This is a genomic window from Methylophilus sp. DMC14 (assembly GCF_056314085.1).
On record NZ_JBQUZA010000003.1, the window covers coordinates 426,069 to 438,536 of the forward strand.

The window sequence follows — 12,468 nt, forward strand, 5'->3', positions numbered from 1 at the left end:
CAGCTGTCAGCGTCAACGACCTGAATGTCATTTACCCAAAGAAAGGAAACTCAATGCTGATCAAACTGATCATGTACGGCCTGTTGTTCTGGTTAGCCGTCTGGGGCTATCGCCAATATCAGCAGCCTTCTACACGTGTCAGCGTCGGCATGAAAGCGCCTGCATTCAGTCTGCCAGATGCCCAGGGAAACCTGCGGCAACTCTCCGAATGGCAGGGTAAATGGCTGGTGCTTTATTTTTATCCCAAAGATGACACGCCTGGTTGTACGCGCGAAGCTTGCCAGTTCAGGGATGATATCCAGCAGATCCATGCCCTGGGTGCCGAGGTGGTAGGTATCAGTGTCGATACCGTTGCCAGCCATGCCGCATTTGCGCAAAAACACCGCTTGTCTTTTCCGTTGCTGGCAGACAGCAATGGTCAGGTGGCTGATGCCTATGGCGCCTTGTTTAACCTTGTCGTCTTCCAGGCCGCCAAGCGCATGACCTTTATTCTTGACCCACAAGGCGTCGTTGCCGAGTCCTACAGCAACGTCAACCCTGACGGGCATAGCGAGGCCATCATTCGTGACCTCAAGCGCCTGTCGGCTTTTTAGTGAGTATCACCATGCAAGCCCTTTCCCTGATCGTCGCCCATGCAGACAACCGTGTCATTGGTCACAATAATCAGTTGCCCTGGCACCTGCCCGAAGACCTCAAGCGCTTCAAACAACTGACCATGGGCCACCACATTATTATGGGCCGCAAAACCTATGAGTCGCTGGGTCGCTTGTTGCCCGGACGCACCACGGTAGTCGTCACTCGCGATACTGAATACGCGGTTGAAGGAGCCAAGGTTGTACATTCACTGCCACAAGCGCTTGCAGCCTGTGCCAGTGATGAAGAACCCTTTCTGATTGGCGGCGCGGAGTTGTATGCACAGGGCCTGCCTTATGTCACGCGGCTATACATTACGCGGGTATATGCTCATGTCGGCGGCGATGCATTTTTCCCGGAAATCGAGATGCATGAGTGGGAATTGGTGAGTGAGGAAGGGCATACCTCGGAGAATGGCTTGCATTATAGTGATATGGTTTATCAGCGGCGATGATAGAAGGCTTTGGCTTGATGCATCGAAAAAAGAATAAGGTTATTGTTTTTTCGATGCTTAATCTCAATCCAAGTTAGTCCAGTTTTTCGTCATTCCGGCGTAGGCCGAATTCATGCAAGGTTAATACTAATCTGATTAAAATTGAAGAGCGCGTATTGAATTTGCTGCAAGTCTTCTTAGATATTTACGGAATTCCACCTTTCTTTTTCGCCTGTAGGCGAGTTACTTTCTGTTGCTTGTCCCACAGAAAGTAACCACAACTAACGGAGTGTTGCGGCGTAGGCTAACCTTTAGGTTAAGCCACAAAGTGGCGGCCGTAGCCAAAGAGGAGGGCACCCAGCCATCACGGCCTGACGGCGGCCTTGCGTTGTTGGCTACGGCCGCTACGCTTAACATTGCTGCGCAAGTTAGCCTACGCCGTAACAGACTGCGCTGCAGTCTTAGTTATCAACAAAGTGGGCGTCCATCGAAACTCGCCCTAGCGGCTTGCACAAAACGCAAGCCACCGCGGAACTCGAACAGCCGATGGCCGACATCCCCCACTTCGTCTGCGCTACTCAGCTTGATGGGATGGGATTTATCTCATCAAAATCACACTGTTGAAATTTGGACCGTTCAAAAACTCAAATTCTTTTCTTTTTAGCCCACAAACGGTGGCGCTCATGGGTTTTCGGGCCCCTATCTGCCGCGCCGAGTAGCGCAGGCAAAACAAGAATAAAGGGAGCGACTGTTCGAGTCCCGCAGCAGCTCACGTATTTTGTGAGCTGCCAGGTCGAGTTTCGTGACCGCTTGTTTTGGCGAGCAACGCAGGAAACAAGCGGAAGCTAGGGTGTCTTGTTCTTTTGCCTTCTTTCTTATGGACAAGCATAAGAAAGAACGGTCGCCTAAAAGGCGAAATAAATCATTCACCCATGCTGTTAATGCCTAATACAACCTTGTTCAATGTACGCAAAGAAAGGTGACTTGCTCACAGGCGAAACAGAGGTATCGGTAAAATAGCAAAGGCAACCATTAAGTTGCCTTTGCTGAAGCTCACAAAAAAGAAAGCTCAGTAAAAAACAGCTGAGTGAAGCTAAAGAGCTAATCTTCCTGCTGCACACAATCCACGTAATACACGGCTTTACCATCCACGACTTGCTTCACCAGGCCATGGTTATCGGTCTCAAAGCCCGGGAATTTCTCGTTGAATTCGCGTGCAAATTTGAGGTAGTTCACAATGACCTTGTTAAAGCGTTCACCTGGAATCAGCAGTGGAATACCTGGCGGGTATGGGGTTAAGAGCACAGCTGTCACGCGGCCTTCGAGCTCATCAATGGCCACGCGCTCAATTTTGCGGTGGGCCATTTTTGAGAAGGCGTCAGTTGGTTTCATGGCTGGCACCATGTCAGACAGATACATTTCTGTAGTCAGGCGGGCGACATCATTAGCTTTGTAGACTTCGTGAATTTGTGTACACAAATCTTTGAGGCCGACACGTTCATAGCGTGGATGCTTCTGCACAAACTCTGGCAACACTTTCCATAATGGCTGGTTTTTGTCGTAGTCGTCTTTAAACTGTTGTAATGCGGCGACCATGGTGTTCCAGCGGCCTTTGGTAATGCCGATGGTAAACATAATAAAGAACGAGTAGAGACCGGTTTTTTCGACGATCACGCCGTGTTCAGCCAGGTACTTGGTCACAATCGCTGCCGGGATGCCGAATTCTTCTGAGAATTCACCATCTACATCCAGCCCGGGCGTGATGATGGTGGCTTTGATCGGGTCCAGCATGTTAAAGCCTTCGGCCAGGTTACCAAAGCCATGCCAGCGCTCGTTGGCTTTCAGCATCCAGGCGTCTCGTTCTTCCAGACCGTCTTCGGACAAATCGGTCGGGCCCCAGACTTTAAACCACCAGTCGGTGCCCCATTCTTCGTCGACCTTGCGCATGGCGCGGCGGAAGTCCAGGGCTTCTTTGAGGGATTCTTCTACCAGGGCGGTGCCGCCTGGGGCTTCCATCATGGCGGCAGCCACGTCACAGCTGGCAATAATCGAGTATTGCGGGCTGGTAGAGGTGTGCATGAGATAAGCTTCGTTGAACACATCGCGGTCCAGGCGGTTCTGGTCAGCATCCTGTACCAGAATTTGCGAGGCCTGGCTTAGGCCAGCCAGCAGTTTATGCGTGGACTGGGTGGAGAACACCATGGATTCTTTACAGCGTGGGCGGTCTGCGCCAATCGCGTGGTAGTCACCATAAAAGTCATGGAAGGTCGCGTGTGGCAGCCAGGCTTCATCAAAGTGCAGGGTGTCGATCTTGCCATCCAGCATTTCCTTGATTTCTTCAACGTTGTACAGCACGCCGTCATAGGTAGATTGCGTGATGGTCAGTACGCGTGGCTTGGCGTTTTTGTCGGTGGCAAACGGGTTGCGTTCGATTTTCTTCTGGATGTTTTCCCAGGCAAACTCGCTTTTCGGAATCGGGCCGATAATACCAAAGTGGTTACGCGTTGGCATCAGGAATACCGGCACCGCCCCGGTCATGATGATGGAGTGCAATACGGATTTATGGCAGTTACGGTCAACCACCACGATGTCACCAGGCGCGACGGTGGAGTTCCAGACGATCTTGTTCGAGGTCGAGGTGCCGTTAGTGACAAAATAGAGGTGATCGCAGTTGTAAATGCGTGCAGCGTTACGCTCAGAGGCGGCCACCGGGCCGGTATGGTCCAGCAATTGGCCGAGTTCATCTACCGCGTTACACACGTCTGCCCGCAGCATGTTCTCGCCAAAAAACTGGTGGAACATCTGGCCGACCGGTGATTTCAGAAACGCGACGCCACCGGAGTGACCGGGACAGTGCCAGGAGTAGGAACCATCAGCCGCGTAATGCGTCAGCGCCTTGAAGAAGGGCGGTGGCAGGCTGTCCAGGTAGGCCTTGGCTTCGCGGATAATCAGGCGCGCCACAAATTCTGGCGTATCCTCGTTCATATGGATAAATCCATGCAACTCACGCAGCACATCGTTTGGAATGTGGCGGCTGGTGCGGGTCTCGCCATGCAAAAAGATCGGAATCTCTTCGTTACGGTAACGGATTTCCTGTACAAAATTACGCAGTTGCTCGATGGCTTCTGGTTTCTCTTCAACGATTTCCTCATCGTCAATTGACAGGATAAACGCCGAGGCACGGCTTTGCTGCTGCGCGAAAGAGGTGAGGTCGCCGTAGCTGGTCACACCAAGCACCTCCAGACCTTCGTCTTCAATCGCTTTGGCCAACACCCGGATGCCCAGGCCAGACGAGTTTTCCGAGCGAAAATCTTCGTCAATAATCACAATGGGGAATCTAAATTTCATAAAGGAATCCTTTTACCGCTTAAGACACAGAGGCACAGGGAAAGTCAGCGCTTAACCCTGTGCCTCTGTGGTGAAATGTTCTGGTTGTGTTCAAGAGTGTGATTATATCTTTGGTAATGTGACACCAATTTGACCTTGGTATTTGCCACCACGGTCTTTATAACTGGTTTCACAAACTTCATCAGACTCCAGGAACAGCACTTGTGCACAGCCTTCACCCGCATAAATCTTGGCTGGCAACGGCGTCGTGTTACTAAACTCCAGCGTTACATAGCCTTCCCACTCAGGTTCAAACGGTGTTACGTTGACAATAATGCCACAGCGCGCGTAAGTGGACTTGCCCAGGCAAATCGTTAACACGGAACGCGGGATACGGAAATATTCGACCGTACGTGCCAGTGCAAACGAGTTGGGAGGAATGACGCAATAGCCTTTGCCTGAGACCTCGACAAAAGACTGTGGGTCAAATGCCTTGGGGTCGACAATGGTGCTGTTGATGTTGGTGAACACGCGGAATTCGTCCGCACAACGGATATCGTAGCCGTAAGAGGAGGTGCCGTAAGACACAATTTTTTCACCATTCACCTCGCGGACCAGCGTGGGCTCGAACGGCTCGATCATGCCGTGTTGTTCAGCCATCCTGCGTATCCATTTATCAGACTTAATGCTCATTACGATATCCAGTCATTTGCGTCATTAACGCATGCAATAAAGAGAAAAAAGCGGAGTTTAAACTCCGCTTTTAGTGAGTGCAAATAATAACAACAATTACAGTTAAATTTGCAAATTTTTTTGGCGTTGAGGCGAATTAATCCACCGAGGAGGCATGAACCCCTAGGTTTACTTATCACCGCCTAATTCAATGCTGTAACGCCAGAACTGATCTTCCGCTTCAAAAATCACTTTGGACGCTTCAGGATCGCGGCTGCCAGCAGGGTACTGATGGACCGGGCGCTTGTCTTCTGCCCAGGCTTTCACCACTGGATCCACCAGGCGCCATTGTGCTTCGGCTTCAGAAATATGCAGGTAATTGGAGTTGTCGCCTTGCATCAGGTTCAGCAGTAAGGCCTCGTAAGCATCTACGGAGTCGTCTGCGTCCCAACGGTTGGCTGCATCCAGCTGGATGGTACGGGTTTGTACATCCAGGCCAGGAATCTTGGACTGGATTTCGAGCTTGATGCACTCACGCGGCTGGATGCCGATGATGAGCCAGTTTTGGTCCTGGTCATTGATTTGCAATGGCGCTTTTTTGAAGCGGATAGCAATACGCGTATCGGCTTCGTGCAGGCGCTTGGCGGTGCGGATGTAGAAAGGCACCCCTTTCCAGCGTGGGTTATCAATAAACAGTTTCAAGGCAGCATAGGTTTCTACCACGCTGTCATTGTTACCCAGCTCTTCGAGGTAGCCAGGCACTTTTTCGCCATTGATTTCACCGGCACTGTATTGTGCGCGGAAAGCATGCTTCTCGAGCTCGTTAACCGGAATCGGACGAATCTGTTCCAGCAACTTGATTTTAGCGTCGCGCACGCCTTCCGGTGACAGGTCTTTTGGCAGCTCCATGGCGGTCAGTGCCAAGGTTTGCAGAATATGGCTTTGCAACATGTCGCGCAGGGCACCTGTGCTATCGTAGAACTGCGTACGGTCACCTACACCCAGCATTTCGGTGTTGGTGATTTGCACGTGGTCAATGTACTGGTTGTTCCAGATCGGCTCTAACACGGTATTGGTAAAGCGTTGCAGCAAGATGTTTTGCAGCGCGGATTTGCCCAGGTAGTGGTCGATACGGTAAATCTGGCTTTCTTTCAGGTGCTTGGTGATGGCAGCCTGCAGTTCTTTGGCAGATGGCAGATCGGTACCGAATGGTTTTTCGATCACTACGCGGCGCCAATATTTGTCTTCCTGAGTCAGGCCTACATTGGCCAGTGATTCAACGACTGGTGCAAAGTCTACCGGACGTACAGACAGGAAGTAAGCCAGGTTCTGTGGAAATACTTTTTCGTCGCTCAGCGTGGCTTTCAGTTTATTGAACGCGTCTGGGTCAGTCGGTGGGTTGGCATGGTAGAAGTTACGGGCGATAAAGCGCTCGAAGACTTTCTGGTCATACCCTTTTTTGAATTTGGTATCCAGCATGGATTTGATGTCTGCACGCCAGGCATCCAGATCAACCACTTGACGGCCAACGCCGATAATTTTCATGTCATCAGGCAGGCGGCCTAGCAGGTCTAGCCTGAACAAACCAGGATACAATTTTACGCGGGCAAGGTTGCCACTCGCGCCAAATAATACCAGGGTGCATGGATCAATTTTATTCGTCATTTCTAACCTTAAGATAAAAATGTAAACGGGAAAGGGCAAGCCTTTCCCATATGTCTATGACTAGCGCTATTAAGTTCTTCAACTTAGTCGTGTCAGCATGTGGCTATGAACAAATAAGCAAAAGCCTCTCATCATGAGAGGCTTATATCACTTACTTGGTTTTCACTGAGTGGCCACCGAATGCATTACGCATCAGTGACAGCAGCTTGTAGCTATAGCCTTCTGAATCTTGGCTTCTGAAACGTGCTTGCAATGCAGTGGTCAACACTGGCGCGGCCACACCTTGCTCAACCGCTTCAACCACGGTCCAGCGGCCTTCACCGGAGTCAGCAACGTATGGTGCAATTTCTTGCAAGCTTTGGTCTTGTTTGAGTGCTTCAGCCGTCAAGTCGAGCAGCCAGCTACGTACCACGGAACCATGACGCCACAGTTCAGTGATTTGTGCCAAGTCCAGATTGAACTCTTCTTTACCTTTGATCAGGTCCAAACCTTCAGCAAAGGCTTGCATCATGCCGTATTCGATCCCGTTGTGGATCATTTTGGTAAAGTGACCAGAACCGACTGGACCAACGTGTGCCCAGCCGCGATCAGCGTGGGTCAATGCTTGTGCATAAGGCGCCAATACATCTGCAAATTGCTTTTCACCGCCGTACATCAGGCAGTAGCCGTTGTCCAGGCCCCAAACGCCGCCGGAAGTACCACAGTCGATAAAGCCGATACCATGTTCGGCCAACATTGCGCCACGGCGCTGACTATGTTTGTAGTTTGAGTTGCCGCCATCGACGATGATGTCGCCTTTGTTCAGCATTGGGATCAAATCTTTGATTTGATTTTCGGTGATTTCGCCAGCGGGCAACATCAACCAAACAATTTTTTGGCCTTCGAGTTTGCTAACTGCATCTGCAACGGAGGTCGCTGCTTCCAGGCCTTCTTCTTTAACCAGTCTGTTAACGAATTCGGTGTTAAAGTCAAAACCAACCACGTTAATTTTGTGACGCAGTAAGCGAGCAGCCATGTTACCGCCCATTTTGCCCAAGCCAATCATTGCTAATTTCATTCGGATTTTCCTATGGTATGAGGATAGTTTAAGAGACACCCATCTTTTGGATGGCATGAACCCGATCAGTGCTTCGGATAATTTTGCAGAATTATCATGTCGAGTCAGCTATAATTATAACAAATGCAGTCACGGTCTAAAAGGCTGCGCAAGCTTTTTTGTATTGTTTTTTACAGGTTTTCTATGTCTTTGAATGCTCAAACCCGTTGGCACACGTATCAATCCCAGGAAGAAATCAACCAGGCAGCACTTAACAGAATTCTGGCGGCTGCCGACGCCGCCATTGCCAAACATGGCAGTTTTCTGATTGTGCTGGCAGGCGGCAGTACGCCCAAAGCGGTGTATCAGTTATTGGCAAAAGCTGATGCCGACTGGTCCAAATGGCATGTCTATCATAATGATGACCGTTGTTTGCCAGTCGATCATGTGGATCGCAACAGCAAAATGGCCCGCGATGCGTGGTTAAGCCATGTGGCGATTCCTGAAAATCAGATTCATGATATTCCGGCCGAGCTCGGCAATGTGGCTGGCGCGCAGGTGTATACTGAGACTCTTAAAGGCGTACGCACCTTTGATCTGGTGATTTTGGGACTGGGTGAAGATGGGCATACTGCTAGTTTATTCCCAGGCCAGGCGGTTGATAACAGTGCTGATGCCGTGCCAGTGTTTAACTCGCCCAAACCGCCCGCGGATCGTATTACGATTAGCCAAAAGCGGCTGAACGATACGCATGAGGTCATGTTTCTGGTGACGGGCGCGGGCAAGCAGGAGGCGGTGGATAACTGGCGTAAAGGTGTAGCGATTCCGGCGACATTAATCCAGTCACCGAATGGCGTGGATGTGTATTGCTTTGGTGTGGTTTTGAGCTAAATCGTTTTAAGCCACCGAGAACACAAAGGCCACGGAGAGAACGCTTTGTGGCTTTTTTCTCACCCTGTGCGTGCTGCCGCTAAGATGGTTTTTTATTTTGCTCGGCCAGTAACTGCTCGAGCAAGCCAATCTGCTGTTGCTGCAAGTCTATGAGTTCCTGCCATTGTTGCTCGCGCAAACCATCCATTTTTTCATGCAGCAGCAAAATCTCCAGTTCAGCTTTCAAATTCACTTCATAGTCATGCTCTGCATGCTTGCGGTCTATTTCTGCCTGCCGGTTCTGCGACATCAGGATGATGGGGGCTTGTATCGAGGCCAGCATAGACAAAAACAGGTTGAGCAGAATATAAGGATAGGGGTCAAACGCGCTGTGATATTTGAGCAAAATGACCGAGTTCAGTACGACCCAGGCGATCAGCACCAGGGCAAACACAAAAATAAACGTCCAGGAGCCGCCAAAACGAGCCACGGCATCGGCGGCCCGTTGAGCGGTGGTCATGCTGCCGTCACTTTCATCTGCCGTATTGCGTGACACATGTCTGCGCTCGGTCAGGTGCCGGGCGACGCGCTGGGTGCGCGCGTCCATGGCATCATAATCCTTACCGATCAGCGTCTCTGCAATCTCATGTTTATTGGTGGTCATTGCAGGCGGACGGCTTGATTGATTACGTATTTTGAATGACGATGTTGGGGAATTTGGCGCTATGGTCCAGGCTGGCAATCGCGATTTTGCTCGCTGCTTTACGCGCAATTTCTTTATACGTGTTGGCAATTGCGCCATCCGGCATGGCGACTACGGTAGGTTGGCCACCGTCTGCCTGCATGCGGATATTGATATCCAGCGGCAAACTGCCGAGCAACTCCACGTTGTAGTCTTTAGCCATCAAGGCGCCGCCGCCTGCGCCAAAAATATGCTCTTCATGGCCGCAGTTGGAGCAGATATGCGTACTCATGTTCTCTACAATGCCTAAAATCGGGATGCCGACTTTTTCGAACATTTTCAGGCCCTTGCGCGCGTCGAGCAGGGCGATGTCTTGCGGGGTGGTGACGATAATCGCGCCGGTGACAGGAATTTTTTGTGCCAGAGTCAGCTGGATGTCGCCAGTGCCAGGAGGCAGGTCAATCACCAAATAATCCAGATCCTGCCAGCGTGTATCGCGCAGCAATTGCTCCAGAGCGCCGGTCACCATCGGGCCGCGCCACACCATGGGCGTGTCGGTATCGACCAGAAAGCCGATGCTCATGGCCTGGATGCCATGCGCACGCATGGGTTCTATGCTCTTGCCATCGGCGCTATCCGGGCGGCCGGAAATGCCTAGCATCTGTGGCTGGCTAGGCCCGTAAATATCCGCATCGAGCAAGCCGACGGTGGCGCCTTCAGCAGCCAAGGCCAGTGCCAGATTGACTGACGTGGTGGATTTGCCCACGCCGCCTTTACCAGACGCCACGGCAATCACGTTTTTCACGTTAGGCAGCAAGTTGACGCCGCGTTGCACGCTATGCGCCACAATGCGGCTGCCAACATTGACGGTGATTTTGCCAATGTCGGCAATGCTTTTTAATGCCTCGGTAATTTGTGCACGTATCAGGTCCAGTTGTGTCGCTGCAGGGTAGCCTAGCACCACATCCAGGCTGACATCATTGCCATTGACTTGTATATTTTTGATTGATTTGCTGCTGACAAAGTCCTTGCCAGTATTGGGGTCTATGCTCAGTTTGAGCGTGCTTTGAATCACAATATCGCTGATGGCCATGCCTTGAATTCCCGCAGAAATGCCTGACTAATTAAATCAGGAATTCTACTCCATCCCCCCTGATTCGTCATGCAATCTCTGCGTTAGTCGTAGCTGGCTGTGAGCGTACACAGGGGCTATGGTCAGGATAGTGCTTTTGAAACGTCTCAAAGCAATGCGCCCAGCTCCACTGGCTGCGGGCCTGCTCGCGTATCGCCTCCTTGTCCAGCAATGAACACTGCGCAATAGCTTGCGCAAGATCCTCGGTTAACATGCCTGAAAAACCATGTTTGATCACATCTCTGGGCCCCGTCACATCAAATGCTGCCACGGGCAGGCCGTTACACATCGCCTCTATCATCACAATGCCAAACGTATCGGTGCGGGAGGGGAAAGCAAACACATCATGCTGCGCATATAACGCCGCCAGTGCCTTGCCATATTGATAGCCAACAAAATTGACGCGCGGGTATTTTTGCTTAAGCTGGCTTAAATAAGGGCCATCGCCAGCGATGGTGATGTCAAACGTATCCTGATGCTCACATAGCGCATCCAGGTTTTTTTCACGGCTCACCCTGCCGACGTTCAAGACGCGCAATTTTTGTCCGGCCACTGGCGGCTGCGCAACGCTTAATAACTGTTCAGAGACCCCCCGCGACCAAATCACCAAGTGCTTGAATCCATGCGTCTGCAAAGTCTGGCGCATACTTTCGGTGGTGACAAAGGTGGCATGTGCACCTTGGTGAAACCAGCGTAAATAAGCATAGGTCCAGCGTGCGGGGATCCGCCACATTAATTCGAGGTATTCAGGAAAGCGCGTGTGATAGGAGGTCGTAAACGCAATCCCGCGCGATTTGCACCAGTGGCGCGCCACCAGGCCCATGACGCCCTCGGTGGCAATATGCAATTGTTTAGGCTGGATGCGATTGAGTGTGCGCCACAGGCGCAAGGGTTGGATATTGAGCTGGATTTCAGGATAAAACGGCAACGGTATCCAGCGATACAGGCTAGGGTGCAAAACACGAAAACGCAAGTTGCGTGATTTGGCCACCCGCCGCAGGTTTTTGTAGGTCGTAGAGACGCCATTGGTTTGCTGAAAAGTGTCCGTCACAATCAACATCGTCATCATGCAAGCTCCGCAACAAGGTGCCATGATCTTGCCAAGCCAGCATGACGAGTTTATGAACATCTGGTTTTAAATCTGCGATAACCATTGCCCAACTGATCATCCCTGCGCACATGCTTCACGGGTGTTCAGCTCGCTGTAAGTTTTGACCATGCCCCGGTAAGTTAAGCGTAAGGCTGGCTTGCTAAGGTAAGCACATCGACGACAGCAGCACGCAAGCCGCTAAAAGTCTCGGTAATACACGCTTTAGTTTCAGTTAAACAATAATTCTGGAGAACACGCATGAACAAACTACTTGCACTCACCTTGTTAGCCATCAGCTATACCCATCATGCCAATGCAGATACCCTGCTGCAAACCGCGGATCAGGAAGGCAACTTCAAAACCTTTTTACAAGCCGTCAAAACTGCCGGCCTAGAAAGCACCCTCAACGATAAAGGCCCGATTACCCTGTTTGCACCTAACGATGCCGCCTTTGCCAAATTGCCCAAAGCCAAGCTCAAAGCCTTGATGGCAAACCCGACTGAACTGAAAAAAGTGCTCAGCTACCATATCTATCCAGGCAAAATTACCTCGGCAGACGTGAGCGCTGGCAAGGTTAAATCGCTAGAAGGCGCAGACTTGAAACTCACTGTGACTGATGGTGTAAAAGTGGATAATGTCAAAGTCATTGGTGATGAAATCAATGCTGATAACGGTGTGATTCATACGATGAGTGCGGTGCTGATTCCAAAGGGCTAGACCATTAGTGAACCCAATTTTTCTGAATCAATAGCCAAGTAATGATTTGATATTGATTCAGAAAATTGAAATCTCTCTAATCAAATGAGCGGTTTAAATAATGGCATCATTTATTCGGATCAAACTGATACGTTAAACTCACCCAAGCCCCTCTTGGTGCCCCCGGTGCAATAAAGTTAGTTGTTTGCCAATCACTAGAGTTATGGTTGTA

Annotated in this window: 11 protein-coding genes; 4 read left to right on the plus strand and 7 right to left on the minus strand. The window is 50.7% G+C overall.

Annotated elements, in window-relative coordinates:
- The first annotated feature begins 53 nt into the window (after positions 1 to 53).
- Positions 54 to 593 (plus strand): peroxiredoxin, encoded by a 540-nt coding sequence (locus tag ACT53C_RS09050; RefSeq protein WP_313988124.1) that lies wholly within the window; start codon positions 54 to 56, stop codon positions 591 to 593.
- 11 nt (positions 594 to 604) lie between these two features.
- Entirely contained in the window at positions 605 to 1,087 is a 483-nt protein-coding gene (locus tag ACT53C_RS09055; protein WP_313988121.1) for a dihydrofolate reductase, read from the plus strand.
- A 1,080-nt stretch (positions 1,088 to 2,167) separates the two neighbouring features.
- Here the strand turns inward: ACT53C_RS09055 and ACT53C_RS09060 are convergent.
- From ACT53C_RS09060 to gnd, 4 genes are all read right to left on the minus strand, one after another.
- Complete coding sequence (locus ACT53C_RS09060; protein ID WP_194748003.1) at positions 2,168 to 4,414, minus strand: arginine/lysine/ornithine decarboxylase; 2,247 nt, start codon at positions 4,412 to 4,414, stop codon at positions 2,168 to 2,170.
- A 102-nt stretch (positions 4,415 to 4,516) separates the two neighbouring features.
- Complete coding sequence (gene dcd, locus ACT53C_RS09065; RefSeq protein WP_476145614.1) at positions 4,517 to 5,086, minus strand: dCTP deaminase; 570 nt, start codon at positions 5,084 to 5,086, stop codon at positions 4,517 to 4,519.
- A gap of 168 nt (positions 5,087 to 5,254) precedes the next feature.
- Positions 5,255 to 6,730, minus strand: a complete 1,476-nt coding sequence (gene zwf / locus ACT53C_RS09070) for a glucose-6-phosphate dehydrogenase (RefSeq protein ID WP_275355634.1) — start codon at positions 6,728 to 6,730, stop codon at positions 5,255 to 5,257.
- 151 nt (positions 6,731 to 6,881) lie between these two features.
- The gene (gene gnd, locus ACT53C_RS09075; protein ID WP_476145615.1) at positions 6,882 to 7,787 is read right to left on the minus strand and encodes a phosphogluconate dehydrogenase (NAD(+)-dependent, decarboxylating); all 906 of its coding nucleotides are present in this window, start codon (positions 7,785 to 7,787) and stop codon (positions 6,882 to 6,884) included.
- 183 nt (positions 7,788 to 7,970) lie between these two features.
- Between gnd and pgl the strand changes: the two genes are divergently transcribed.
- On the plus strand, positions 7,971 to 8,657 hold the full coding sequence (pgl, locus tag ACT53C_RS09080) for a 6-phosphogluconolactonase (protein WP_476145616.1): 687 nt from the start codon (positions 7,971 to 7,973) through the stop codon (positions 8,655 to 8,657).
- A gap of 79 nt (positions 8,658 to 8,736) precedes the next feature.
- Here the strand turns inward: pgl and ACT53C_RS09085 are convergent, their stop codons facing one another.
- The 3 genes from ACT53C_RS09085 to ACT53C_RS09095 all read right to left on the minus strand — a co-directional run bounded on the left by ACT53C_RS09085 (position 8,737) and on the right by ACT53C_RS09095 (position 11,519).
- Positions 8,737 to 9,300, minus strand: coding sequence for a DUF1003 domain-containing protein (locus ACT53C_RS09085; RefSeq protein WP_476145617.1), 564 nt, complete (start codon positions 9,298 to 9,300; stop codon positions 8,737 to 8,739).
- 22 nt (positions 9,301 to 9,322) lie between these two features.
- On the minus strand, positions 9,323 to 10,411 hold the full coding sequence (gene apbC / locus ACT53C_RS09090) for an iron-sulfur cluster carrier protein ApbC (protein ID WP_476145618.1): 1,089 nt from the start codon (positions 10,409 to 10,411) through the stop codon (positions 9,323 to 9,325).
- 67 nt (positions 10,412 to 10,478) lie between these two features.
- On the minus strand, positions 10,479 to 11,519 hold the full coding sequence (locus tag ACT53C_RS09095) for a glycosyltransferase family 4 protein (RefSeq protein WP_476145619.1): 1,041 nt from the start codon (positions 11,517 to 11,519) through the stop codon (positions 10,479 to 10,481).
- A gap of 279 nt (positions 11,520 to 11,798) precedes the next feature.
- On the opposite strand from ACT53C_RS09095, the gene ACT53C_RS09100 reads away from it, so the two are divergent.
- A complete protein-coding gene (locus ACT53C_RS09100) occupies positions 11,799 to 12,257 on the plus strand; it encodes a fasciclin domain-containing protein (protein ID WP_476145620.1) in 459 nt (152 codons plus the stop codon).
- Positions 12,258 to 12,468 lie beyond the last annotated feature (211 nt).